Consider the following 25,323-nt stretch of genomic DNA (forward strand, 5'->3'; position numbering starts at 1 on the left):
GGCTTGGCGGCAGGCTGTGCAGCAGCGGTACGGGTTGTCGCTGGCTTGGCGGCTGGCGCTTTAGCAGCGGCCGGTTTGGCGGCAGGAGCTTTGGCAGCGGGTTTTGCCGCAGCAGTTTTAGCAGCAGGCTTGGCCGCAGCTGGCGCTTTGGCCGGTGCTTTAGCAGCAGGTTTAGCAGGCGCCTTGGCGGCAACCGGTGCTTTGGCCGCGGGCTTTTTAGCGCTGGCAGCAGGTTTGGCGGTGCGAGCCGTCAGTGCCTTGCCAACGGCCTCTTTAACCCGGCCAATGCCTTGGGCCAACTTGAGGCTTTCTTGAGCATCACGCTTGAGTTGCTGGATATAAGCGCGCGTTTCGGTTTGACGGTCTTTGAGCGAGTCCAGCAGTTGCTCAAGTTCTTTCACGGAAGACTTGGCTTTGGCTTGTGCCTTGGACTTGCCAGCGTGAGCGGCTTCTTGCAGTTTTTCACGCGCCTTGTGCAGTTTTTCCTGAGCTTTGCCGCGTTGTTTTTCAAGCTTGGCGAGCAACTTCTCAGCATCAGCCAGCGCTTGGGAACAGGCGCTTTCCAAATGCTCAAGCAGGCTGCCTGAGAGTTGTTGGAGCAAGTGCAACGGCGTATTAACAGACTTCTTGTTGGCCGACATGGTTTACCTCCTGGCTGAAGTGAGTGCGGCTCATACTAGACCTCTGTAAGAACCGCCGCTAGATCATGTTGACACTAACCATAGCAGCGGGTTGCATAGCGCCGGAAAACTTGTGCCAGATCACTTTTTAGCGGCCTGTTCAGATAAATTTATTGGCCACTTCTGCGTTTATTTAAGCCCCCGATATTTCCCCCAAACAATCGTGCTCGCACAGGCATAATCGCTCGCACTGAAGACCGGAGACTGCCCATGTCGCGTGCCCTTTTATTGACCCTCTTGTGCGTTGCCTGTTCGGCCCATGCGGCCCCGGCGCAAAGCCCGCAAGCCGCGCACGACCTGGCCTACAGCTTGGGTGCGAGCCTTGGCGAGCGTTTGCGCGAAGACGTGCCGCAGCTACAGATCCAGGCCTTGATCGACGGTTTGCGCAGCGCTTATGAAGGCAAGCCGCTAGCGCTGAGTGATGAACGAATCGAGCAAATATTGACGGCGCACCAGGCGCAAATCGATGCCGAGCCCGCGCAACCGCAGAGCGAAGTTGCACTGAATGCCGAGCGTGATTTTTTATTAAAAGAAAAACAAAAAGCAGGCGTCCGCGAGTTGGGTAACGGCATTTTGGCGACTGAACTCAAGGCAGGCGCCGGGGCAAAACCTGATGCTCAGAGCTCGGTGTACGTGAACTATGTGGGGCGTTTGCCGGACGGTACGGTTTTCGATCAGAGCACGCAGCCACAATGGTTGCGCCTGGACAGCGTGATCAATGGGTGGCGCTTGGCGCTGGCGCAGATGCCAACCGGTTCGACATGGCGGCTGGTGATACCGTCCAATCAGGCGTACGGAGCTGAAGGCGCAGGAGATTTGATCGCGCCTTACACACCGCTGGTGTTTGAAATCGAGTTGCTGAAGGTGCAATAAGACAACTATCTGTAGGAGCGAGCTTGCTCGCGATCTTTTGACCTTATAAAGATCGCGAGCAAGCTCGCTCCTACACAATGTTATGTGTTTCAGGCCTGGGCGGCTTCTTTCTGTTTGTGCGCGCTGTGCAGCACTTCGATCAAGCAGTCTTCAAGCTCAAAACGCTCGTCGAGCAAGGCGCCGAGTGTTTTAAATTCGCTGGCGAGTTTTTTACAATGCGGGCGATGCGCCTTGCCGTCGCAGTGATCGTTAAAGGCCAAAGCGGCTTCGGTAATGACGTTGATTCGGGGGTAGATGGTCTCTGCCAAGGCAAGCCCGCGCTCATCATTGAACGCTTTCGCTTCGGCGTTGAGCTGCTCATAAATTTCGAAGTGGCCCGCAGAAACGTAATCAACCAGCACTTGGCAGAAGACTTTTTGAGGCCCGCGCTTGGGGTTGCGCTGCTGATCAATGACAGCCGCATAAGCACTCACAAGCTTGCTGCGCTCATGCAACCAGCGGTCTACCAACTGGTGAACACCATTGAAGCGTTCCTGAGCACTCTTACATCTTTCGAGCATGATGATCTCTCTTCCCTAGTGGGCCCATGCCACCCGACCGAGCCGGGCCTGTGTGGACCAAAACCTGTGTAGATACACCGGCAATGGGCGACATAACTCCAACAATGCGTGCGGGCCAGATTATGCCCGCCAAGCAACTGCTTCAAGGTACGCACGAGAGAAAGTTCATACAAGCGTTTAATACGAAGTGCTACTTCTGGTCGCAGGACGGGGCTTTTTAACCGGTAAAAAATAGCGCACCCACTGGAACAAACTCAGCGCCGCCAAACCTGCAAACGCCAGCATGCTCAGCTCGGGGATACTCAGGTCAAAGAGTGTCCACTGGATGTGCGCGCAGGCTTCGGTCCCGCGGTAGACCGACGTAAACAGGTCCCCCAGTGACAGGTTGTTCCACAGTTGCGCCAAATCGGGCTGACAAATCATCAACTGCTGGGCCGGCAAACGCTGATAAAGCACTTGGCAGGTGGCACTGGCCAACCCCGCCAGAGCCAGCAGCATGGACACCATTGAGTAAACCAGTACGCCGATGGCACGCGGCGCATGGACAAAGGCGATCAGGTTGACCGCACCAAAAGCCAGTAACAGATAGCGTTGCACCAGGCAGAGCAAACAGGGGCTCAGCCCGGGCCCGTACTCCAGATACAAAGAGGCGCCCAGCACCGCAGCACTGGCAACCAACGCCAAAAGGAATATGAAACGTGAGCAGGCCAACAACATGGCTTTTCCGTAACAAAATAGACAGGCGGGTACGGTAGAGGAAAGCCAATAGCCCTTTCAAGGCCAGCCAATACGGATACTTCCGTAAGCTTGTAGGGAATCACCAACAACTGCTGAAAGGCTTTAGTGCATATAGCGTACGAAATTTCTTGTCGCGCCTAAAAAGCGGTTCCCCCCTGTGATAACGGCCGATGACAGTTTCCACAGGGGGTGTTTACAAAACGCTCTATTGCGGTAAAGGCAGCGCCAGCAAACGTTCATCCAGCAAGTTCAGGCCTTCCTGAAACAACTGATTGCTGCGCGCCGTGTCACCCAATTGGGCCAGGAGCCGTGCAAGCTCTGCGCAAGTTTCTGGGTTGCGCTCAAGCTTGAGACTGCTTTCGAAGTAGTCCCGCGCCTTACCCCACAGGCTGTTCTGCAAGCACAGGCGGCCCAGGGTCAACAGCAAGCTGGCATCCGCCGGGTGCGCCTTGAGCCAGCCTTCTGCAGTCTGCAATTGCTTGACCGGGTCGCTGCCACGCAGCAAGCCATACAGGCGCACCAAGTGGCTGTCGTACGTGCGCTTGAGCGCACCACGCACTACTTCTTCGGCCTCGGACTGTGCGCCCAGGCGGCGCAATTGCTCGGCATAAGCCAGTACCAGGGTGGGCTCCTGACGCTGTGCCGAGGTCAGTTGCTGCCAGGCCAGAGTCAACGATTGCAGCCCCGCCTCGCCCCCCGTGTCGCGTTGCGCCGCCAGGCCAAGGTTTTGCCCCCAGGCGCGGCGTTCAAGTTCAGCTAGCTCCTGAGCAGGCAAGACTTTGTCTTTACGCAGCTCGGGCAGCAGGCGGATCAGTGCCGACCAGTCGCCGCGCTGCTGGTGCAGGCGCTGAAGTTGACGCAGCACCTGCACGTTATGCGGATGGCGTTCGTGCATGGCTTGCAAGGTGTTGAGGGCGCCTTCGGTGTCGGCGCGATCAACTTGCAGTTGCGCATGGTTGAGGGCAATCGCCAGTTCGGCTTGGGGCTGACGCTCAAGGGCGCGCTCAAGCAGGCTGTCGCTTTCTTCGTAACGGCCCTGCTCGTTGGCCGCACGCGCGGCACCGAGGTAGAACAGCAACGGTTGGCGCTCGGCTTCTGCGGCGCGGGTCAGGTGTTTTTGCGCGCTGGCCCAGCGGCCCTCGGCCAAGTCCATCTGGCCTTGTTCGATCGCCAGTTGAATGCGACGGCTGCGGTTACGCCGTGACCACGGGTTGACCAGGCCAGTCGAGACGCTGAACAGCTCAACCAGCAGCTTGATGCCCCAGATCACCAGCCACAGGATCACCAGCACGGCCAGTGAGGCCCACAGGCTGGATTCGTAGCGGAAGTTTTTGTAAGCCACCAGCACGTAGCCTGCGTCCTCGGAGATCGCCAGGCCGACGCACGCAGCGGCCGCAATCAACAAGAACACAATCACATACAGACGCTTCATGGGCGGGCCTCCTCGGCCGGTTTGGCAGCCGCACGACCCGGTTCGTCAGCCTCAACATGCCGACGCTCAAGGTAGGCCTGCATCGCACTCAGGGTGCCCGCCAGGTCCGGCGTCTTGACCGTGACCGGCTGCTTGCTCAACTCAACCACTTGCTCCAGCATTTTTTTGCTTTGCGCGTTGTCCTGGTTGAAGTTGCCTTTGAGCACCTCTTGCGCCTGCGCCAAGGCCTGGGTGTAGACCGAGGCCTGACCGTTAAGCGCAGCCCACTGCGCTTGCTCCAGCGCCAGGCTCAAGGCCAGACGCACTTGGGTCAGGCTTTGCCCTGCCAGCAACGGCCGCACGTTTTTGTCGGCATTGAAGTCGATACGGATGTAATGGGAGATTTCATCCCACCATTGCTCCCAGCGGCTTGCCCCGTCGCCATCGGCGGTCAGGCCCAGCAACGAATCGCCGGAGTCCTTGAACTCGGGCGCCAGCGCGGTGAGTTGTGACACTTGATCACGCAAGGCTGCCAACTGCAGGAACACGCCCGTGCGGTCTGGCTGTTCGACGCTGCGCAAGGCGGCGAGGCTCTTGGCCAGTTGCTCGCGGGCAGCGAACGAACCCGGATCATTCTGCTCGCGCAAAATGTCATCGGCGCCCTGCACCAACGCCTGGGCGCTGCTGATGTCTTGCAGCGCTGACAAGCGCAGGCTGGCCAGACGCAACAAGTGCTCGGCCTCGGCCAGACGCCAGTCTTTGCGGCTCGCCCCCAGCACGGTCTCAAGGCGTTGATTCAAGCGTTGCTGATCGCCTTGCAGTTGCACCACCAACTGACGCTGGTTATCCAGGTCGTTGGCCGAAGGCAACTGGTTGAGCCGCGTCAGCAGTTGCTGCTCGCTTTGTTTGATCGACAGCGTTTGCGCGCCCAGCGCCTGCACTTCTGCCAACTGCTCGGCAGTGCTGGCTTCCAGATGGCGCATCTGCCATACCGCCCAACCGCCGACCGCGATGCCGGCAGCGCCAAGCAACAGCGCGAAGGCGGCCAGACCATTGCCCCGACGCTCAGGCTTGATGACAGGTTTTTCAACCGGCGCTTCTGGCGCGGGCTGCACGTGTTCTTTTGGCAAGACTGTTTCGCTCACGTATCCATCCTTTGCGTTAGAAAGCAGGTACGGGATGTGCCCGTAGCGCCGCCAGCAAAGCCGCAGCGCTCGCGCCACGGCAATCCACAACGTTTTTGGCCCCGGCATCGCGCGCAATCTGCGCAACGCGAGGGCTTGGAACAAACAATGTCATACCGCTCAGTTGGGGCCAGGCATCACCTGCCAACTGCTGCAAATGTTCAAATCCCTGTCCACTGCTGACCACCAGCGCGTTCAGGCGTTCCGCTTTTATGCGTTCAAGCAGTGTGTGAGCCGGGTAAGACGGCAGCGTTCGGCGATACAGTTCGAGGTAATCGACCTGCGCGCCCAGCTGGCGCAGACGCTCGGCGAGCATTTCGCGTCCGCCCTCGCCGCGCACGATCAGCACCTTGGGCTCGCTGCACATCACCGCTTGGGTAAACGCGGGCAACGCCAGCAAGGCCTCGCTGTCATCTGCGGATAAAGGGTAGCTAACATCCAGGCCATGCTCGGCGAGAATCTGCGCAGTGGCGGCACCCACACTGAACCACGGCTGCTCAGGCGCTTGCGGCCAATACTGGCTGACCCACTGCACGCCCAGGCGCGCAGCGGGCTTGCTGACCACGATGACCGCGCAATAGCGGTCCAGGTGGGCGACCATCTCGCGCTGGCTTTGAGTCAATGCCAGCGGCTCGATGGCCAGCAGCGGCAAGCTGCTGCTGAACACCCCCACAGTAGCCAGCGCGTTCGCGAGTGCTGCCGACTCCTCAGCGGGTCGGGTCAGCAGCAGGCGCCAGCCTGTCACTCGTGACCCGCCTCGCCGTAGACCGCTTTAAGGATCTCACCGGCGCCTTGTGCCAGCAGGTCTTCGGCGACCTGCACACCCAACGCTGTCGCGTCACTGTGCGGGGCACGTGCTTCGGCGCTCAGCAATGTGCCACCGGCGGGCTCACCGACCAGGCCGCGCAGCCAGATCTGCTCGCCTTCCAGCACGGCATAGCAGGCGATGGGCACTTGGCAGCCGCCATTGAGGTGCTTGTTGAGCGCGCGTTCTGCGGTCACACGCACTGCCGTGTCGGCATGGTGCAGCGGCGCCAGCAACGCGTGAATTTCGTGGTCCGCGCTGCGGCATTCAATGCCCACGGCGCCCTGGCCACCGGCTGGCAGGCTGTCTTCGACACTGATCGCCGAGGTGATGCGGTCTTCAAAGCCCAAGCGGATCAGGCCCGCAGCAGCGAGGATGATGGCGTCGTATTCACCGGCGTCGAGCTTGGCCAGACGCGTGTTGACGTTGCCGCGCAGAAAGCGGATTTCGAGGTCTGGCCGACGGGTCAGCAACTGAGCCTGACGGCGCAGGCTCGACGTACCGACCACACTGCCGGCCGGCAAGGCTTCGAGGCTGGCAAAGGTATTGGAGACAAAAGCGTCACGCGGGTCTTCGCGCTCGCAAATGCAGAACAGACCGAGGCCTTCAGGGAAGTCCATCGGCACATCCTTCATGGAGTGCACGGCGATGTCAGCTTCGTTTTCGAGCAGGGCGGTTTCCAGCTCTTTGACGAATAAACCCTTGCCGCCGATTTTCGACAGCGGCGAGTCCAGCAGCTTGTCGCCACGGCTGACCATCGGCACCAGCGTCACCACAAGACCTGGGTGAGCCTGCTCTAAACGGGCTTTGACGTATTCGGCCTGCCACAGAGCCAGGGCGCTTTTACGGGTAGCGATGCGGATTTCGCGAGAGGACATGGATCAATCCGTACTGAAAAGATACGGCTGATAATAACAGCTCAGCCAAAACAGCTTTGACTTGTATCAGAAAGTACGTGGCCGATTAAGCCAGGAGCAGGCCATCCGTTATAGGAGGGCGAATAAATACCGCGTGGGAGCGGGCTTGCTCGCGATGGCATCGACCCTATGATTCAGGCATACCGCGCCGCCTGAATCGCGAGCAAGCCCGCTCCCACCACAATGACCATTTGCCGTGTCAGAGCTGCTGCATCATTTTGCGCACGCCCGCCACGTGGCGGCGGCTCACAATCAGCGCATCGCCATTGAGCCCCTTGAGGAACAGCTGAAAGTGCCCCAGCGGGGTACGTTGCAGGCGTTCGATACGGTCACGCGCCACCAGCGCGTTGCGGTGGATACGCACAAAGCGTTCACCGAATTCGTCTTCAAGGGCTTTGAGCGGCTCATCGAGCAACACTTCGCCGCCCTCATGACGCAAGGTCACGTATTTATGGTCAGCGATGAAATAAATCACTTTGTCGATAGGGATGAGTTCAATGCCTTTTCGGGTTCTGGCACTGATGTGGCTGCGTGGCCCGCTGCCCGTTTGCGCGGCAGGCCGAGTCAGGGCCGCCAGTTGCACACGGTTAGGCCGGTGCGCGTCTTTTAAGGCCGCAGTAAGGGCCTCGGCGCTGACCGGCTTGAGCACGTAGCTCACACCGCTGTCTTGCAGGGCCTGAACGGAGAACTCGTCAGGCGCTACGCAAAACACCACGGCGGGTGGCAATTCGCGCTCGCATAATTTGGCAGCGACCTGCAAACCGTCGAGGCCCGGCATGTGGATGTCGAGAAGTACGACATCGGGCTTCAGGCTTTCGATCAGGCTCAGAGCCTCTTCGCCATGAGTAGCGGCGGGCTCCAGCGGCGTATAACCCCCAACAGCATTGAGCAAACGGCTCAAGTGCTCTCGGGCCAAGGTTTCGTCATCAACGATCAGGACATTCATATAGCGCTGTATTCCTGCGTGAGTCTCGCACAAGGATAGCGTAGACAGGTGAAGTGACGGCTGTCACAGCGATCCACGCTAAGACTAGCGTGAAGGCCAAAAAGTGCCGCAAGTCGCACAGCAAAATTCACCTGTGTCTGTTGCTCGATTTAATACCGGATGCGTCCAACAAGCTACAAAGACCTGCAAAGACTGCTCCATACGACCAACTGTAGACGGTTGCCAAGACGAATGGGGCCAATCTATACAATTCGTTTCGGTATTTTGTTTATACCTCAAATCCGTTAAAACCTGCCGACCTGCGTCAACGCCTTGAATGGCAACCCTGTTATGATCCGCAGTAACTTTTTATGTACTCCCCCTCAGCCGATTACGAGCGAATCCATGAGCACCGACAAGACCAATCAGTCCTGGGGCGGCCGCTTCAGTGAACCCGTCGACGCCTTCGTTGCGCGCTTCACTGCCTCGGTCACTTTCGACCAGCGCCTTTATCGCCACGACATCATGGGCTCCGTGGCCCACGCCACCATGCTGGCCAAGGTCGGTGTGCTGACCGATGCAGAGCGCGACAGCATCATCGACGGTTTGAAAACCATCCAGAGCGAAATCGAGGCCGGCACTTTTGACTGGCGCGTCGATCTGGAAGACGTGCACATGAACATCGAAGCGCGCCTGACAGACCGCATCGGCGTGACCGGTAAAAAGCTGCACACCGGGCGCAGCCGTAACGACCAGGTCGCCACCGATATTCGCCTGTGGCTGCGTGATGAAATCGACCTCATCCTGGCTGAAATCACACGCTTGCAAAAAGGCCTGCTGGAGCAAGCCGAGCGCGAAGCCGAGACCATCATGCCGGGCTTTACGCACCTGCAAACCGCTCAGCCGGTGACCTTCGGGCATCACATGCTGGCCTGGTTCGAGATGCTCAGCCGCGACTACGAGCGCCTGGTCGACTGCCGCAAACGCACCAATCGCATGCCATTGGGCAGCGCCGCACTGGCGGGCACCACCTACCCGATCGACCGTGAGCTGACCGCGCAACTGCTGGGCTTTGACGCTGTGGGCGGCAACTCGCTGGACAACGTCTCGGATCGCGATTTCGCCATCGAATTCTGCGCCGCCGCGAGCATTGCGATGATGCACCTGTCGCGCTTCTCCGAAGAGCTGGTGCTGTGGACCAGCGCGCAGTTCCAGTTCATTGATCTGCCTGACCGTTTCTGCACCGGCAGCTCGATCATGCCGCAAAAGAAAAACCCCGACGTGCCAGAGCTGGTACGTGGCAAAAGCGGCCGCGTGTTCGGTGCCCTGATGGGCCTGCTGACCCTGATGAAAGGCCAGCCACTGGCCTACAACAAGGACAACCAGGAAGACAAAGAGCCGCTGTTCGATGCCGCCGACACCCTGCGTGACTCGTTGCGTGCCTTTGCCGACATGATCCCGGCGATCAAGCCCAAGCACGCGATCATGCGTGAAGCGGCGCTGCGCGGTTTCTCGACAGCAACTGACCTGGCCGACTACCTGGTGCGCCGTGGCCTGCCGTTCCGTGATTGCCACGAAATCGTTGGTCATGCTGTGAAATACGGCGTGGAAACGGGCAAAGACCTGGCCGAAATGAGCCTGGAAGAACTGCGCCAGTTCAGCGATCAGATTGATGACGACGTGTTTGCCGTATTGACCCTGGAAGGTTCGGTCAACGCCCGTAATCACATCGGCGGCACAGCGCCGGCCCAGGTGAAAGCGGCAGTGGTTCGCGGCAAGGCCTTGCTGGCCAGCCGTTAAACACAGCGCTTGTAGGAGCGAGCTTGTCTCGCGATCTTTTTAAGGTCAAAAGATCGCGAGGCAAGCTCGCTCCTACAGGTTTACTTCTTGCTGCTAATCCACGCCAAAAACTGCGGCATGGCTGCGTCTTTGTCTGCCGCGATGCGTTTAACGTGCGGGTTTTGCTCAAGGTGCTCCAGCAGCGCCTTGGCGCCTGGCAACTCGGCCAGCAGGTCCAGGCCGAAGACTTTCTTGCCCACGCCACAGGCCAGGGTGACGCTGTACAGGAAGTAAATGTCTGCCACGCTCAGGGTGTCGCCCGCAACATAGGGTGCGAATGTTGCCTGACGCGCCAGCGACGCAATGCCGTGCAGCAACTCAGCCTTGGCTTTGGTCTTGATCGCCTCAGGGACTTGCGTGCCGAAGAACGCTTCGGCGTAGCACGCACGGGCTGGCAACTCGATGTACAACTCGATTTCTTTGGCGATGGCCAACACCTGGGCACGCTCAAAGGGATCGGTCGGCAGCAGTTTGGGGCCCGGCTGAGTCTGTTCGATGTAGTCGAGGATCACGCTGGTTTCGTTGACGTAGCCCTGCTCGACGCCCAATACCGGCACTTTGCCGCAAGGGCTGACCACCAGCGCCTCTGGGGTTTGGCCAGCAAAAAACGCGACCTCTTCAAACGGCAGGCCCTTTTCCAGCAGCGCCAGCTTGACCATGTTGTAGTAGTTACTGACAGCGAATCCATAAAGCTTGAGCATCACAAAGCCTCCAGGCCATGTTGGGGTTGGCAGCAGCTGTTATAGAGCTTCGCCGCTAAGCTGACCAGCAGCATCATTGCGCTGAATACCGCTAAACTGCCGGCCTTACCTTAAGGAGCCTGCCCATGAGCGAGCCAACTGATATCGACAACGACGAAGAAGAATTCGCCGAATCCACTCTGACCCAGGCGATTGAAAACCAGATCGAAAGCGACAACCCGCCCGCGGCCAAGGCCACCTTCAATAAGCTGACCCTGGTCGGTTATGAGCGCGAAGAGATTTTGAACTTGATGGCCCACGTACTGGCCATCGAGATCGACGCGATGCTCGACGAGGACCGCGCCTTCAACACCGAGTGGTACGAGACAGCACTTCGCGCACTGCCTGAGCTGCCACCCGAGAAAGCCTGAGGCAGCGCTCAGGTGCGAATGGCGGGCGCCCGCTGCCAATCCAGTTCGCTGGCAGGCACCGGGCGGCCAAACCAGTAGCCCTGGCCCAGATCGCACTTGAAGTCGAGCAGGAACTGCGCCTGCTCGATGTGCTCGATGCCTTCGGCGTGCACCTGCAAGCCCATACTTTGGGACAGGGCAATAACCGCGCGCACAATCGCCACGTCGTCATTGTCTTCCGGCAAGCCTGCGACAAAACCCTGATCAATTTTGAGTTTTTGCACAGGCAGTTGCTTGAGGCGCAGCAGCGATGAAAAGCCGGTGCCAAAGTCATCAATGGCCAGGCGCAACCCCAGCGCACGCAGACGGTGCATCTGCTCCAGCGCCCCTTGTGAATCTTCCATCACCGCGCTTTCCGTGACTTCCAGCTCCAGCAAGGCCGGGTCCAGGCCGCTGTCGGTCAACACGGTGGACACCAGCGTGTAGAGCTCCGGGCGGGCGAACAAACGGCTGGAGATATTCACCGCCACGAACGACAAATGTACGCCTGCCGATTGCCACTGGCACATCTGCCAACAGGCTTGTTCCAGCACCCAGGCGTCAATTTCGGCTATCAGGCCGGTCCGTTCAGCGATAGGGATAAACTCCCCCGGAGGCACCAGCCCCCGCAGCGGGTGCTCCCAGCGCACCAGGGCTTCCACCCCGATCAGGCGGCTGGTTTTCAGGTCATGCACCGGCTGGTAATACACCCGCAACTCTTGCTGCTCGAGCGCCCGACGCAAGTCGCTGGCCACCTCGATCCGGTTAAGGGCGTGCACGGTCAGTTCTTCGGTGTACAGCGCGTAGCCTTCGCGGCCCGCACTTTTGGCCTTGAACAGCGCCGAGTCGGCATTGCGCAGCAGTTGCTCGGCGTTCAGCGCATCGCCGGGGAACACGCTGATGCCAACGCTGGCGCTCACAAACAGTTGATGGCTGGTGACCTCAAACGCTGCTTTCATGGCCTCCAGCACTTGCTGCGCCAACACCTCGGCGCGGCTCGCATTTGAGCAATTTTCGATCAGCACGGCGAACTCGTCGCCGCCCAGCCGGGCCACCGTATAGCCTTTGCCGAACACGCGCTGTAAACGCCCGCTGACCGCCTTGAGCAACAGGTCGCCGACGTTATGCCCAAGGCTGTCGTTAATAATTTTGAAATGATCAAGGTCGATCATCAGCAGCGCGCAGCCTGTCTTGTGGCGCTGCGCAGAGGTCAAGGCCTGCTCGGTACGGTCGGTGAACAGCAAGCGATTGGGCAGGTCCGTGAGCGGGTCATGGTGGACCAGCCGCGCCAGGTCTGTCTGGGATTTTTTAATCGCCGAAATGTCGGTGAACACCGCGACATAGTGGGTGAGCTGGCCTTTTTCGTCGGTGATGGCCCGCACGGTTTGCCACTGCGGGTAGATTTCGCCGTTTTTGCGCCGGTTCCAGATCTCGCCGTGCCAGTCGCCGGTTTCTTGCAAGGACTTGAAAACACCCTGGTAAAACTCAAGGTCATGGTGACCGGACTTGAACATGTTGGGCCGTTTACCCAGCACTTCTTCGACCGTATATCCGGTGATTTCAACCAGCGCCCGATTCACATGCACAATTGCACCCGTGCGGTCAGTGACCAGCACCCCTTCTCGGGTGCAGTCAAACACCGCTGCCGCTTGGCGCAGACGCTCGCGATCCTCGCGTTGGCGCTTCAAGCTGGCGCTCCCGCCGAGAAAACTCAACAGTTGGGAGCGAGCGACAAAGATCAGAACGGCGCTGACAAACACCCACACATAGCCATTGATGAGCTGCCAGTGCGCCAACTGCGCCGAGTCGTCCAAAAAACTGCTCAATAAATGATCAGTTATTTGCAGCCAGGCTACCGATAACAACCCGTAAAGCAGGGCTGCACGCAGGGCATTGCGAGAAGAAACCGACATGAGAAAGTTATAACGCCTACAAAAAATGGGAATTATAGAGTAAGAAACATCCAGCCACTCTTATCTCAAAGGGCGACTGGTTTTAAATGGCTGCATGGTGATAATGCGTGTTGCAATTTATTTCATCTTCCCGAGGGCCAAACAGCCTATGTGGTACAACGGTTTTCTTGACTTGTCAGCCTGGCAACTGGTTGCAGTCACCCTGTTGATGACCCACGTGACCATTATCGGTGTCACGGTTTATCTTCACCGCTACTCAGCTCACCGCTCACTTGAACTCAACGGTGGCCTGAAACACTTCTTCCGCTTCTGGCTGTGGCTGACCACCGCGCAGAACACCCGCGAGTGGACGGCCATTCACCGCAAACACCACGCGAAATGTGAAACCGCCGATGACCCGCACAGCCCGGTCGTTAAAGGGTTATCGACCGTTTTGCGAAAAGGTGCAGAGCTGTATCGCGAAGAAGCACAGAATCCTGAAACGCTGCGTATTTACGGCAAAAACTGCCCTGAAGACTGGATCGAGCGCAATCTTTATTCGCGATACAAGCTGCTGGGCGTAGCCCTGATGCTGGTGATTGATTTGCTGCTGTTCGGCGCCATCGGCCTGACTATCTGGGCGGTGCAGATGATGTGGATCCCGGTGTGGGCTGCGGGCGTGGTCAACGGCCTGGGCCATGCGGTCGGTTATCGCAACTTTGAGTGCCGCGATGCTGCGACCAATCTGGTGCCGTGGGGCATCCTCATTGGTGGCGAAGAGCTGCACAACAACCATCACACCTACCCCAACTCGGCCAAGCTGTCGGTCAAGAAGTGGGAGTTCGACCTGGGGTGGGCGTGGATCAAAGTGTTCAGCTTTTTGCGTTTGGCCAAGGTTCAGCGGGTTGCGCCTATCGCCCACCGGGTCGAAGGCAAAGGCAGCCTGGATATGGACACCGCGATGGCGATCCTCAACAACCGGTTCCAGATCATGGCGCAGTACCGCAAGCTGGTGATCGCACCGCTGGTGCAGCAAGAACTGGCCAAGGTCGATCACTCGGTTCGCCACCAGTTCCGCCGGGCCAAGCGCCTGCTGTCGCGTGAAACCAGCCTGCTGGAAGAGCGCCATCATCAGCGTATCGAAACCCTGCTGGAGCACAGCCAATCGCTCAAAGTGATCTATGAAAAGCGTCTGGCGCTGCAACAGATCTGGATCAAGACCAGCACCAATGGTCACGACATGCTGGCGGCGATCAAGGAATGGGTCCATGAGGCGGAAGCCAGCGGGATTCATTCGTTGCGTGAGTTCGCCAAACAGCTGAAAACCTACTCGCTGCGCCCTGCGGCGGTTTAAGAGCGGTTGCTGCTTTGCGGGCGGCTGCCTCGCGATCTTTTAAGATCAAAAGATCGCGAGGCAAGCTCGCTCCTACGCAAACAGGGTTAGACGGTGCTTTGCACCTTGCTCATCAGGCGTGACAGTTCTGCCGTGCCTACCCGCAGCAAACGTGCGGTCTTGCTGCTGGCCAGCGCATCCAGGCCTTCTTCTGATTCCAGCACCGCCAACTGCCCGGCCAGGTTCATGACCAGCGCCTCTCGCGAATACACCCCGCCTCCCAAGTGATACACCGCCGCGATCAACTCGCGCAGCTCCAGCGGCAAGCGCCAGCGTGTGCGCAACGCAGAGCCGTAGGCGGCCCCAAACTCGGCCAGGGACTCGTCAATCACCTGCGTGTCCAGCTCGCCCCCCGCCTGCTGCCATTCTTGCAAACAGCGCAGCACCGCCAGATCACCCAGGCGGTACAGCAAACCCGCGCAGTAGCAGCGCTGCTGATCGAGGTTGAGCATGCCTGCCAAGGTGCGACCGTACTCTGCCGCGCGCAACGACACCGCCCACTGGTGCTCGGCGTAATCGGCCAGACGCGGGTCGTTCAGTTGCGCGCTGTGCTTGAGCGTCAGCCCTTGCACCAGGTTCATGCTTTGCGCCGGGCCCAGCCGCTGCAAGGCGTGGGTCAGCGTCTGGGCGGGCCGCGCAAGGTGCTGCGCAGCGCTATTGGCCGCGGCAATCAGCACGGCGGTAATTTGCGGGTCTTTGCACACTTCATCTTCCAGCGCCGCAAGGTTGAGGCCGTCAGGGCTGAGGCTGCGCTTGACCGCTGCCCGCGCATCGATCCACAGCGGCGCGCCATCCGAGGACGCCCGGCGCTGTGTCAGAAAACGTTTTAGGGTCATGCCGGGCGCCAGTAACGGCACGTCACACAGTACCTCTTGCCCCGCGCTCAGTAACAGCCCCTGCAGACGCTTGGTCAGACCGCTCAGGTCCAGTGGTTTAGTCAGGTAGGCGGTGGGCGCCAGCGGCAAGGCTTCGCGTACGCTGGCGCTGTCATTGCGGCTGCTGACTAAAATAAACGGCAAGGCCGGGCTGCGACGACGTTGGCGCACACTGCGCAACACATCCAGCCCGCTGACACCGGGCAGGTCCCGGTCTGAAATCACCAGGTCATAACTTTTTTGGCTCAGCAGCAAGAGTGCCTGCTGCCCTTCACCGCACACATCCAACTGCGCGTCACACCGAACACTCAGCACCACTTGCTTGAGTAGATCCCGGGACCACGGATCGGCCTCGGCAATCAATACGCTCGGTACAACGGATAAATCTACAACGGCCATTCAATCTGCTCCCAGCGCAATGCCTGCACCTTAGACAATGGCAACGCATGGATACAGAAAAATCACATGTCTGAATCGCTTAAAGCAAAAAAAACCGCCGAAGCGGTTTTTTTTGTCTATCGAGTCACACCTTCACGGCGGGCTTACGCCAGCTCAGCGAAGCACTCTTCGATAATGGCCAGGCCTTTGTCCAGCAGTTCGTCTGGAGCGGTCAACGGCACCAGAACACGCAGAACGTTGCCGTACGGGCCGCACGACAGCAGGATCAGACCTTTCTCACGCGCTTTAGCGACGACTTGAGCCACGGCTGCTGCGTTTGGCTTGTGTGCGTCGCCGCCTTCGAACAGCTCGACCGCGATCATGGCGCCCAGCGCACGAACGTCGCCGATCACCGGGTACTTGGCCTGGATAGCCTTTAGGCCAGACACCAGATGCTCGCCCACTGCCTTGGAACGGTCCAGCAGGTGCTCTTCTTCAAACACCTCCAGCACAGCCAGTGCCGCCGCACACGCGAGCGGGCTACCGGCGTAGGTGCCGCCCAGGCCGCCTGGAGCGATAGCGTCCATCAGCTCGGCCTTGCCGCACACGCCCGCCAGCGGGAAGCCGCCAGCGATGGATTTAGCGAAGGTGGTCAGGTCAGCCGCAACACCCATTTGTTCCATGGCGAAGAAGGTGCCGGTACGACCCGCGCCTGTTTGTACTTCGTCAGCGATCAGCAGGATGCCGTGCTTGTCGCACAGTTCACGCAGGCGAGCCATGAACGCTTTCGGCGCCACGTAGAAACCACCTTCGCCCTGAACTGGCTCGATGATGATGGCAGCGATGTCTTTAGGCTCGGCATCGTTTTTGAAGATGCGTTCGATGCTGGCGATGGAGTCGTCAACGCTGATGCCATGCAGCTCGCACGGGTACAGAGCGCGGAAGATACCGCCTGGCATCAGGCCCATGCCGGCCGAGTAAGGCACGACTTTACCGGTCAGGCCCAGGGTCATCATGGTACGGCCGTGGTAAGCGCCGGTGAACGCGATCACCCCAGCACGGCCAGTGGCTGCGCGGGCAACCTTGATGGCGTTTTCAACGGCTTCCGAACCGGTGGTCACCAGCAGGGTCTTCTTGTCGAAGTTGCCTGGGACCTTGGCGTTGATTTTTTCGCACAGCTCTACGTACGGCTCGTAAGCCAGTACCTGGAAGCAGGTGTGGGTCAGCTTGGTCAGTTGCTCTTGCACGGCGGCAATGATTTTCGGGTGCAGGTGACCGGTGTTCAGTACCGCGATACCGCCCGCGAAGTCGATGAATTCACGACCTTCAACGTCGGTTACAGTCGCGTTTTTTGCCGACTCGGCGAAAATCGGGTGGATCTGGCCAACGCCGCGAGGGACAGCGGCTTCACGGCGTTTCATCAAAGATGCGTTGGTCTTGTTGCTCATGGTGTTCCTCATTCGCCGTTTATCTAACGGCGTGGTTCAAGGCTGACGCGCCTGGGTAGCACCGATGCCAGCATGCGATGATCGACTGGCATGGCGCGCCCGGCCACAAAAATTAACAGTTTGAAACACAGAGGGAGCATCGCTCTCGTGCCCCTTCTGCTGAACCACCCGCCGAGTTAAATACTCAGGCAGAGATATTTGATTTCCAGGTAGTCTTCGATGCCGTACTTGGAGCCTTCACGGCCAAGGCCCGACGCCTTGATGCCGCCAAAAGGCGCGACTTCGTTGGAAATGAGACCGGTGTTAACGCCGACCATGCCGTATTCCAGTGCTTCTGCAACACGGAAAACGCGGCTCATGTCACGCGCATAGAAGTACGACGCCAGACCGAACTCGGTGTCGTTGGCCATCTCGATCACTTCGGCTTCGTCTTTGAAACGGAACAGTGGTGCCAGCGGGCCGAAGGTTTCTTCTTTGGCCACGGCAGCGTTTTTCGGCACGTTGACCAGAATGGTCGGCTCGAAGAAGCTGCCTTCCAGGCTGTTGCCGCCTGCCAGCAGGGTTGCGCCTTTGCTCAGTGCATCCGCGATGTGTTCTTTGACTTTGGCCACAGCCTTGTCATCGATCAGCGGGCCGGTGGTGGTGCCTTCTTCCAGACCGTTACCGATTTTGAGCTTGGCCACCGCCGCTTTGAGTTTTTCAGCGAATGCGTCGTACACGCCATCCTGAATGTACAGACGGTTGGCGCACACGCAGGTCTGACCGTTGTTGCGGTACTTGGAGATGATCGCGCCTTCGACGGCCTTATCCAGGTCAGCGTCGTCAAACACGATGAACGGCGCGTTGCCGCCCAGTTCCAGAGAAACTTTTTTGATGTCCTTGGCGCATTCGGCCATCAGTTGACGACCGATTTCGGTCGAACCGGTGAAGGACAGCTTGCGCACGATCGGGTTGCTGGTCAGCTCGCCGCCGATGTCGCCAGCGCTGCCCGTCACAACGCTCAACACGCCTTTTGGAATGCCAGCACGGTGCGCCAGCTCAACCAGTGCCAGGGCCGAGAACGGAGTTTGCGAAGCCGGCTTGATCACCATGGTGCAACCTGCGGCCAGTGCCGGGCCTGCTTTACGGGTGATCATGGCGGCCGGGAAGTTCCACGGCGTAATGGCAGCGGTCACACCGATCGGTTGTTTGATCACGATCAGGCGCTTGTCAGGCTGGTGGCCTGGAATCACGTCGCCATAGACGCGCTTGGCTTCTTCAGCGAACCACTCGATGAACGAAGCGGCGTAAGCGATTTCGCCCTTGGCTTCAGCCAGTGGCTTGCCTTGCTCCAGGGTCATGAGACGGCCCAGGTCGTCCTGGTTTTCAATCAACAGCTCAAACCAGCGACGCAGCTTGCCTGCACGCTCTTTAGCGGTCAGTGCACGCCAGGCTGGCAACGCCTTGTCTGCGGCTTCAATCGCACGACGGGTTTCAGCCGCGCCCATTTTTGGCACGGAACCGATGATTTCGCCCGTGGCCGGGTTGTTAACCTTGATCGTCTGACCACCGTCCGCATCGACCCAAGCGCCATCGATATAGGCTTGTTGGCGGAACAGTTGTGCGTCTTTGAGCTGCATGTTGGCTTTCCTTAACAGCACCGCACAGAGGCGGGGCGAATTATTGATAGAAGAAAGGCGCCATAGAAGGCTGCCGTCAGGAAGTCATTCACTGCCAAAGTACTTGGATAGCGCACAAAGAATAAGCCGTGCGATTCAGCACTCAGACAAGAGCGTTTGAAATCTCAAACGAATCCTAGGGTCAACAGGGGTAAAGGACAATAGGCTGTTCGAAAAAAAGAACAAACGGCCTGATTTCACCCTTTTCTCACCTAGTCCTCATTAATACCCCATAACGCACAAAGAAACACCCGACGAATCAGCGGCATGGACGGGCGACACGCAGATGAGTATCATGGCGCCCGCGTTGCACCAGTAGCTCAGCTGGATAGAGTACTGCCCTCCGAAGGCAGGGGTCGTGGGTTCGAATCCCGCCTGGTGCGCCATCTTTTCTTTGTATTGAGCCTTTCTACGGCTCAGCCGACTCAACCCCCGAATCGGCCGCTTCCAACACACCCCCTTCCTTGTTAGCCGGAGCCGGTAGCTCCAGTACGTTTGTGCGCGTCAGGTACGGCACTTTGCCGGAAGGCACCAGGGTGGCGGCGGCTTCCAGGTGGATGTCTTGATCGTCGAAGAAGATGTGCGGGTTGAAGGCTGTGAGTACTTTGGCTTTGCCGACGCCGCCGAGGAAGAAAGCTTCGTCGACGTAGACGCCCCAAGCGCGCAGGGTGTTGATGACGCGCATTTCTGAGGGGGAATTGCGCGCAGTCACGATGGCGATTCGGATGGGGGAGTCTTTGCTGCCGGTGGGCAGGCGTTCTTGCAGGCTGGCCAGTTTTTTTAACAGGCTGGCGTAGGGCCCTTCTTCCATGGGGGTGTGTTGCAGCGCATCTTCTTGCGCCTGGAAGGCGACCAAACCTTTGGTTTTGTAGACCAGTTCGCTGGCGTCGGAGAACAGGACGGCGTCGCCGTCGAAGGCGATGCGCACTTGGCCTTCGGGGATTTGCGGGGCGTTGGCCGGGGGTGCGGTGAGGATCGCTGCGGCGCATTGTCTGGAGTCGATGACCTTTTGCGCATCGTCAACGTTGGTGGTCAAAAACAGGTCCACATCGAAGGCGTCGATGTAATCGGCCACTGACTCTCCGCCGGTGAAGGCCGAGCGGGTGATTGCCAGTTGGTCGTGACGAATGGTTTTGAGCACGCGGATGCCGGTGTCCGGGCTATTGCGGGACATGACTACCACTTCGACCAGCGGCGCTTGGTCGTCGCTTTTGCGATGCTGGTTCAGGTCCAGCAGGGCTTTGACCAGGTAGTACCCCGTGCCGGGCTTCAGCAGTTCGTTTTCACGCTCTTGCATGTAGCGGCGGTAGTTGGGGATCGCGCTCTCAGGGTCGGTTTCGAGGCCGTCCTTGAACATTTGGTCAGATTCGCTCATGTCGAACAGCGCGGTAGCGGAAATACCGACGACCAAGGTGTTGCTCAAATCAAATGCCATGGGGACTTCCTTTATGCCGCTGCGCGCTTGCTGAGGCTGCGAGGATAGTCGATTTAGTGCTGTTCATCTGTAGGAGCGAGCTTGTCTCGCGATCTTTTGATCGTTTAAAAGATCGCGAGGCAAGCTCGCTCCTACAGAGTCGGAGGCTGGTTAGAGGTCGTGCAGGCACAGGTCGTCGATGACGGCTTTGCCCATGTCGCACAGGTAGTGCGAGGCCCAGGCATGGCGTTCGCCGTCGTGTTCCAAGGCAGCATCAAGGGCCAGCTTTTTGGCACAGAACAGTAAGGCCGAGACTTGCTCTAGCGCTTGGCGCAGCGGGATATCCGGGTTTACACGAAACAGCTGATGGTCGTCTGCGCCGCAAGGGCCGAAGGTCACGACGCCAAGGGTTTTGATCGGGGAAGAGGTGGTCATTGATCTTGCTCCTAAAGTAATTAAGAGCTGTCATTTTTGTTTCCAGGCAAAAGGTGACAGCCATACGCGGGCTGGAAAACCGGGACAATAGGAACCCGGCAGGCCTGAAGACCTCCCGCGCATAGCCGCCATAACGCATACAAACGCCAGCAATCAAAGCTAGATGGGCGTTAAGGCGATTATTGTTACCCGGGTTTCCAGGCCCGACCACTGTTTATTTCAGTGACGGTGCACAGTACCCCTGCCCTCAACGCCACGAAGCCATCCATTGCCGCACTTCACGTAGGAGCGTGCGCTTTTCTGTGCCCGCCTCTCAAACTGCGCGCTGTAAAAATCCTTCAGGCCTAAGTCTGTCGGCCTACAGACATTGCCGATCAAGCTGATTTCAGCCGCATTTTGATGCCGATACCGTGCGCCGCTCTCCTACTGGAAGGCGCCCTATGAGCAGCAAGCAAGGTGTGACGCAAACACTAAGGCGTGTAGGTGGCGATGGCGGCCAAGGCGCTTCGTATTTTGATGACATGACCCCGGCCGAACTCAAAGAGCGTGATGCCGGGATCAAGGCCTTCGAGGCCATTCAGGCCCGGCAAGAGGCCTACATGGCGCGCCGCCAAGCTGAAGCGACCGCTCAGCAAAGCCAACAAAAACCTGAGCGGCGGGGCTGTGTGTTCGCCAAGTGCAGCAAGCTGCCCGATGCCGTTATCAACTACAGCGACCCGGCGGGTTTCGTGCCGGTTGATAGCCTGAGTGACTACGGCAATTTTGCGATTTTGGGTGGGTCCCAGACCGACAGTTCCGGGTTGGTACCACTGGCATTAATCAGTGGCGCGGTACCGGCGGGGATCGGTGGTTTGGCCTTGGGCGGCACCGCCACTGGAACGACCGCCACTGGAGGCGTTGCCGCCGTTGGCGGAACGATGATTGCCAGCACGTTGTTGGGCGTGCTCGCCTTTTTATGGCCGTCTTCACTGGCTGACAGCGCCCTGTACACCGAAGACCAACTGCGCTCACTCAAGCAGGCCCGCACCCGCATGCGCTTGCAGGTTGAGCAACAGGCAGATGGATCGCTCAAGGGCTATGGCTTTTACACCGGCTCAACACCCGAATGGGAAATGATCGACGTCATCCAGTTCACCCCGCGCGGCTCGCAGCAGGTGGCGGACTTTGGCGATGGTGTGGAGTTGATCTGGACGCCCGCGATAAACCCTCAGGACACGCTCGGGATTCCACCGCTGAAAGGTGCACCGCACACTCCGCACATATGGATCTACCCGCCGACAAAAGCCGCTGACGCGCTGATCGTTAATCCGATTTATCCACCGGACTACAAAGACTTCATTTTGGTGTTCCCGGCTGACTCGGGTGTGGCGCCGCTTTATGTTGTGTTGAGTGTGCCGGGGCATGGGTATCACCCAGCGCCCAATGCTTTGCCCGCTTATCCAGATGCCAAAGTTGCACCGGCCAAGACTTTTACGCTGGAAAGTCTCAGACGGCAGAATACTTGAATGGGATTACCAGCATGGCGCGGTAGAAATGTACGACAAACGCGGCAATCACTTGGGGGAGTTCAATGCAAACACCGGTGAACAAACGAAACCCGCCAAACCCACCAGGAAAGTAGAACCATGAACCATTTTGTTTTGATTTTCGACAAGACCACGCAAGAGCTAATAAACGAAGTGCCTATCCCTGGCGAGCATGCTGAACAGCTCAAAGCGCTCATGGGATGGGCTTCGGATGAAGAAGCAATCTATGAGTACGACCTCACCCCAGCGCAAGTGCGGACTATCCAAACATGGGTAGAGAGCACACTGGAAACCCCGAACGGCCTCTATCAGTTGTCTTGCTCAGCGTAAAAACTGTAGGAGCGAGCTTGTCTCGCGATCTTTTTAAAGGTCAAAAGATCGCGAGGCAAGCTCGCTCCTACCGTGGGTGGGGTTAGGTGAATAGTTTGCTCAGGCAGGTGAGTTTTTTCTTGTAGGAACGCCGGGCTTCGAGGGCTTGGTCGAGGGTGACGCTGACGAAGCGGGCCTTTTGGTTGGGTTGCATTTGGCCGATCAGGTCGAGGTCGGCGCTGATGACGGTGCCGATCATGGCGTAGCCGCCACCCGAGACGGCGTCGCGGTGCAAAACGATGGGTTCAAGCCCGGCAGGGACCTGGATCGAACCAATCGGGTAGCAGCTGTCGACGATGTTGGACGGGTCGGAACCGGCGCCAAACGGTTGCTCGCGTGGCTGGAAGCTCAAGGCGCTGCCGCCCTTGAAGCGGTAGCCAATGCGATCAGCCTCGGAGCCGACGGTCCAGGGTTCGGCGAAGAAGCTTTGCGCGGCCGCTTCGCTGAGGCGCTCGTAGTACAGGCCCGGGACGACCCGCAGGGTGATTTCGCCACCAATGGCCTGGCGCAAGGCCATGGGCAAGCTGGCCCCGGCGCGGCCTTTGCCGCTGGCAATGCCCACAGGCAGTTCGTCGCCCGCCACCAACCGCCGACCGTTGAAGCCGCCCAACCCGCCAAGGGCATAGGTGGAGCGGCTGCCGAGCACAACCGGCACGTCGATACCACCCGCCACCGCCAGGTACATGCGGGCGCCCGCCTTCGGAAAGTCAAAGCGCAGCACTTGCCCGGCCTTCACCGAGAACGCGGTGTCGGGGTGCATTTCTACACCGTCGAGGCGGGGGGTCATGTGGGCGCCGCTGACCGCGACCAGCGCGTCTTGCTGGAACTCGAGTTCCGGCCCCAGCAGCGTGCATTCCAGCGCCGCTGCACCGGCCGGGTTGCCCACTAACTGGTTGGCGGCGCTCAAGGCGTATTGGTCGAGCGCGCCGGATGGCGGGATGCCCAAGTGGTAGTAGCCTTCGCGGCCCAAGTCTTGAACCGAGGTGGCGAGTCCGGGTTTGAGTACTTTGATCATGCCAGCACCTGCGACAAAGACTGTGGATAGCCAACCGGGTCGGCCAGAAACGCGTCCAGCGAGAACTCCACCGGCCGGATCCGCAAATCGAAACGCCCGGCGTCGACCTCGGCCACGGCGTGGTCGTAGTCTTCGCGGCTCATCGGTTTGAATTGCACGATGTCACCGGGGCGGAAGAACACCATGTGTTCCTTGAGGTAGGCGAGGTTCTGCTGCGGGTCGTAGATCGGCGCCGGGGTGACGCCAAACATTTGGTAGCCGCCCGCGCCGCGTACCGAGTAAATGCAGCCAAAACAACCGCCGTGACCGAGGGTCAATTTGGGCGTGTCGGTGCGCGGCCGCAGGTATTTGGGCACCTGCAATTGCCGCTCGCGCTCCACCATCTGGAACATGAACGGCAGCCCGGCAACAAAGCCGACCATGGAGACAAACCACGGCGCACCGCTGTGGGCTTCGATGAAGGCCTCGACATCGGCCAGGCCATTGATGCGGGCGGCGTATTCCAGGTCCGTGGCACTCGGGTCTTGGTGACGATCGCGAAAACGCATCAGGGTTTCGTGGGTCCACGGGTCGTTGTAAAGCACCGGGATTTCGATGATGCGGGTGTGCAACGAGCGCTCGGCGACGGCCTCCGCTTCGGCGCTTTTTACGGCGTCGAGCAGCGTTTGAGGAGCGATGCGGTCCGGGTCAAAACGGATCTGGAATGAAGCGTTGGCCAGGCACACATCAAGCACGCCATCGAGGGCCATGTGCTCCACGGCGCGGGTGACGGCCATGCCTTTGAAGAAGGCCTCCAAGGACATGCTGTCGCTGACTTCGGCAAACAAATGCTCGTCCGCGCCGAAGCTGTAGCGGATTGGGGTATTCATGCGTCACCTCCACCAGAGTGCTCAGCCAACCAGGTCTCCAAGGTGCCGGTGTTGAAGTCCGCGCTGTGCAGCCACGGCTGTTTCAACAACTGGCCATGCAACGACAAGGTGCTGGCCATGCCGGCCAGTTGAGTCTGTTCTACCGCGCTTGATGCCCGGGCCAAGGCTTGCGAACGGTCAGCGCCGTGCACAATCAGTTTGGCCAGCAACGAGTCGTAGTATGGCGGCACGCGGTAGCCTTGATACAGGTGCGTGTCGACGCGAACGCCCTCGCCCTGCGGCCAGACCAACGCCTCGACCACACCGGGGCTGGGGAAGAAATTGCGCGCCGGGTCTTCGGCATTCAGGCGCATTTGCACGGCTGCGCCATTGAGGCGGATATCGCTTTGCTGCAAGCCCAACGGCTCGCCAGCGGCAATGCGCAACATGGCCTGGACCAGGTCGATGCCAGTGATCAATTCACTGACCGGATGCTCCACCTGGATCCGCGTGTTCATCTCGATAAAGAAGAACTCGCCTGTCTCATCGTCGTACAGGTATTCCAGCGTGCCAGCGCCCTTGTAGCCCAGCGACTCGGCCAAGCGTACGGCGCTGTCGCAGAGGGTTTCGCGCTGTTGCTGAGTGAGGACCGGTGACGGCGCTTCTTCGAAGACTTTTTGCCGACGGCGCTGCAACGAGCACTCACGCTCAAACAGATGCACGGCGCGCTGACCGTCGCCCAGTACCTGGACTTCGATGTGCCGCGCCTTGCCGATAAAGCGCTCCAGATACACCGCGCCATTGCCGAACGCGGTCTGCGCTTCACGCTGGGCGCGCGGGAATTCTTCGCTCAGTTGCTGGGCGCTTTGCGCCAAGCGAATCCCGCGCCCGCCGCCACCGGCCGATGCTTTGATCAGCAAGGGATAGCCCACGGACTCGGCGGCCTTGAGCGCGGACTCAACGTCGAACAGCTCATCCGCAGAGCCCGGCACCACGGGCACGCCTGCGGCC

General features: G+C 59.2%; 23 protein-coding genes, 1 tRNA gene and 2 pseudogenes. 7 read left to right on the forward strand and 19 right to left on the reverse strand.

Going from position 1 to position 25,323, the window contains the following annotated elements:
• The coding region (locus GHO41_RS21565) for an AlgP family protein (protein WP_153434601.1) at nt 1-641 on the reverse strand (641 nt) is incomplete at its 3' end.
• 336 nt (nt 642-977) lie between these two features.
• Here GHO41_RS21565 and GHO41_RS21570 point away from each other — a divergent pair.
• Entirely contained in the window at nt 978-1,553 is a 576-nt protein-coding gene (locus GHO41_RS21570; RefSeq protein ID WP_371928993.1) for an FKBP-type peptidyl-prolyl cis-trans isomerase, read from the forward strand.
• Between the two features lie 89 nt (nt 1,554-1,642).
• Here GHO41_RS21570 and rsd read toward each other — a convergent pair whose 3' ends face one another.
• The 8 genes and pseudogenes from rsd to GHO41_RS21610 form a co-directional block, all read right to left on the reverse strand.
• The gene (gene rsd / locus GHO41_RS21575) at nt 1,643-2,113 is read right to left on the reverse strand and encodes a sigma D regulator (RefSeq protein WP_153434603.1); all 471 of its coding nucleotides are present in this window, start codon (nt 2,111-2,113) and stop codon (nt 1,643-1,645) included.
• 177 nt (nt 2,114-2,290) lie between these two features.
• Nucleotides 2,291-2,830, reverse strand: coding sequence for a disulfide bond formation protein B (locus GHO41_RS21580; RefSeq protein WP_048390495.1), 540 nt, complete (start codon nt 2,828-2,830; stop codon nt 2,291-2,293).
• Nucleotides 2,831-3,056: 226 nt separating this feature from the next.
• Nucleotides 3,057-4,283, reverse strand: coding sequence for a heme biosynthesis protein HemY (locus tag GHO41_RS21585; protein ID WP_153434604.1), 1,227 nt, complete (start codon nt 4,281-4,283; stop codon nt 3,057-3,059).
• Entirely contained in the window at nt 4,280-5,407 is a 1,128-nt protein-coding gene (locus tag GHO41_RS21590; RefSeq protein ID WP_048390500.1) for a uroporphyrinogen-III C-methyltransferase, read from the reverse strand. Before GHO41_RS21590 ends, GHO41_RS21585 begins: the two co-directional genes overlap by 4 nt.
• Nucleotides 5,408-5,423: 16 nt before the next feature.
• Entirely contained in the window at nt 5,424-6,191 is a 768-nt protein-coding gene (locus tag GHO41_RS21595; protein ID WP_371928992.1) for a uroporphyrinogen-III synthase, read from the reverse strand.
• Entirely contained in the window at nt 6,188-7,129 is a 942-nt protein-coding gene (gene hemC / locus GHO41_RS21600) for a hydroxymethylbilane synthase (RefSeq protein WP_048390501.1), read from the reverse strand. The genes GHO41_RS21595 and hemC overlap by 4 nt, the downstream gene beginning before the upstream one ends.
• Nucleotides 7,130-7,367: 238 nt before the next feature.
• The gene (locus GHO41_RS21605) at nt 7,368-8,114 is read right to left on the reverse strand and encodes a LytTR family DNA-binding domain-containing protein (protein WP_048366914.1); all 747 of its coding nucleotides are present in this window, start codon (nt 8,112-8,114) and stop codon (nt 7,368-7,370) included.
• Nucleotides 8,111-8,233: pseudogene (locus GHO41_RS21610) on the reverse strand (sensor histidine kinase); the annotation flags it as partial. The gene GHO41_RS21605 and the pseudogene GHO41_RS21610, both read right to left, overlap by 4 nt.
• Before the next feature lie 265 nt (nt 8,234-8,498).
• Between GHO41_RS21610 and argH the strand changes: the two are divergent.
• The gene (gene argH / locus GHO41_RS21615) at nt 8,499-9,893 is read left to right on the forward strand and encodes an argininosuccinate lyase (protein ID WP_048366915.1); all 1,395 of its coding nucleotides are present in this window, start codon (nt 8,499-8,501) and stop codon (nt 9,891-9,893) included.
• A gap of 80 nt (nt 9,894-9,973) precedes the next feature.
• Here the strand turns inward: argH and GHO41_RS21620 are convergent, their stop codons facing one another.
• Nucleotides 9,974-10,633: a glutathione S-transferase family protein gene (locus GHO41_RS21620; protein ID WP_153434605.1), complete on the reverse strand. Its 660-nt coding sequence runs from the start codon at nt 10,631-10,633 to the stop codon at nt 9,974-9,976.
• 125 nt (nt 10,634-10,758) lie between these two features.
• On the opposite strand from GHO41_RS21620, the gene GHO41_RS21625 reads away from it, so the two are divergent.
• The gene (locus GHO41_RS21625; protein WP_048366917.1) at nt 10,759-11,043 is read left to right on the forward strand and encodes a hypothetical protein; all 285 of its coding nucleotides are present in this window, start codon (nt 10,759-10,761) and stop codon (nt 11,041-11,043) included.
• A gap of 8 nt (nt 11,044-11,051) precedes the next feature.
• Here GHO41_RS21625 and dibA read toward each other — a convergent pair whose 3' ends face one another.
• Nucleotides 11,052-12,974, reverse strand: coding sequence for a phosphodiesterase DibA (dibA, locus tag GHO41_RS21630; RefSeq protein ID WP_153434606.1), 1,923 nt, complete (start codon nt 12,972-12,974; stop codon nt 11,052-11,054).
• A gap of 148 nt (nt 12,975-13,122) precedes the next feature.
• On the opposite strand from dibA, the gene desA reads away from it, so the two are divergent.
• A complete protein-coding gene (desA, locus tag GHO41_RS21635; RefSeq protein ID WP_048390508.1) occupies nt 13,123-14,307 on the forward strand; it encodes a delta-9 fatty acid desaturase DesA in 1,185 nt (394 codons plus the stop codon).
• 86 nt (nt 14,308-14,393) lie between these two features.
• Here the strand turns inward: desA and GHO41_RS21640 are convergent, their stop codons facing one another.
• From GHO41_RS21640 to gabD, 3 genes are all read right to left on the reverse strand, one after another.
• Nucleotides 14,394-15,620, reverse strand: a complete 1,227-nt coding sequence (locus GHO41_RS21640; protein ID WP_153326074.1) for an HDOD domain-containing protein — start codon at nt 15,618-15,620, stop codon at nt 14,394-14,396.
• Between the two features lie 143 nt (nt 15,621-15,763).
• Nucleotides 15,764-17,047: a 4-aminobutyrate--2-oxoglutarate transaminase gene (gabT, locus tag GHO41_RS21645; protein WP_153434607.1), complete on the reverse strand. Its 1,284-nt coding sequence runs from the start codon at nt 17,045-17,047 to the stop codon at nt 15,764-15,766.
• A 176-nt stretch (nt 17,048-17,223) separates the two neighbouring features.
• A complete protein-coding gene (gabD, locus tag GHO41_RS21650) occupies nt 17,224-18,666 on the reverse strand; it encodes an NADP-dependent succinate-semialdehyde dehydrogenase (protein WP_048366922.1) in 1,443 nt (480 codons plus the stop codon).
• A 348-nt stretch (nt 18,667-19,014) separates the two neighbouring features.
• Here gabD and GHO41_RS21655 point away from each other — a divergent pair.
• Nucleotides 19,015-19,091: transfer RNA gene (locus GHO41_RS21655), tRNA-Arg, on the forward strand.
• 23 nt (nt 19,092-19,114) lie between these two features.
• On the opposite strand, the gene GHO41_RS21660 is transcribed toward GHO41_RS21655, so the two are convergent.
• Nucleotides 19,115-20,140: a 5'-nucleotidase gene (locus GHO41_RS21660; protein ID WP_153434608.1), complete on the reverse strand. Its 1,026-nt coding sequence runs from the start codon at nt 20,138-20,140 to the stop codon at nt 19,115-19,117.
• A gap of 150 nt (nt 20,141-20,290) precedes the next feature.
• Complete coding sequence (locus GHO41_RS21665; protein WP_048390979.1) at nt 20,291-20,554, reverse strand: DUF3077 domain-containing protein; 264 nt, start codon at nt 20,552-20,554, stop codon at nt 20,291-20,293.
• 440 nt (nt 20,555-20,994) lie between these two features.
• On the opposite strand from GHO41_RS21665, the pseudogene GHO41_RS21670 reads away from it, so the two are divergent.
• Both GHO41_RS21670 and GHO41_RS21675 read left to right on the forward strand, forming a co-directional pair.
• Nucleotides 20,995-22,183, forward strand: a pseudogene (locus tag GHO41_RS21670) (S-type pyocin domain-containing protein).
• A complete protein-coding gene (locus GHO41_RS21675; protein WP_153434609.1) occupies nt 22,180-22,410 on the forward strand; it encodes a hypothetical protein in 231 nt (76 codons plus the stop codon). The pseudogene GHO41_RS21670 and the gene GHO41_RS21675 overlap by 4 nt, the downstream one beginning before the upstream one ends.
• An 82-nt stretch (nt 22,411-22,492) precedes the next feature.
• Here GHO41_RS21675 and GHO41_RS21680 read toward each other — a convergent pair whose 3' ends face one another.
• The 3 genes from GHO41_RS21680 to GHO41_RS21690 all read right to left on the reverse strand — a co-directional run.
• Nucleotides 22,493-23,464 carry a biotin-dependent carboxyltransferase family protein gene (locus tag GHO41_RS21680; RefSeq protein WP_153434610.1) on the reverse strand — a complete coding sequence of 324 codons (972 nt, stop codon included), beginning with the start codon at nt 23,462-23,464 and terminating at the stop codon, nt 22,493-22,495.
• Nucleotides 23,461-24,333: an allophanate hydrolase subunit 1 gene (locus GHO41_RS21685; protein WP_153434611.1), complete on the reverse strand. Its 873-nt coding sequence runs from the start codon at nt 24,331-24,333 to the stop codon at nt 23,461-23,463. Before GHO41_RS21685 ends, GHO41_RS21680 begins: the two co-directional genes overlap by 4 nt.
• Nucleotides 24,330-25,323: ATP-grasp domain-containing protein (locus tag GHO41_RS21690; protein ID WP_153434612.1), on the reverse strand; the 994-nt coding region annotated here is incomplete at its 5' end. The genes GHO41_RS21690 and GHO41_RS21685, both read right to left, overlap by 4 nt.

The organism is Pseudomonas sp. FSL R10-0399, from assembly GCF_009600165.1.
GTDB classification, from domain to species: domain Bacteria; phylum Pseudomonadota; class Gammaproteobacteria; order Pseudomonadales; family Pseudomonadaceae; genus Aquipseudomonas; species Aquipseudomonas helleri.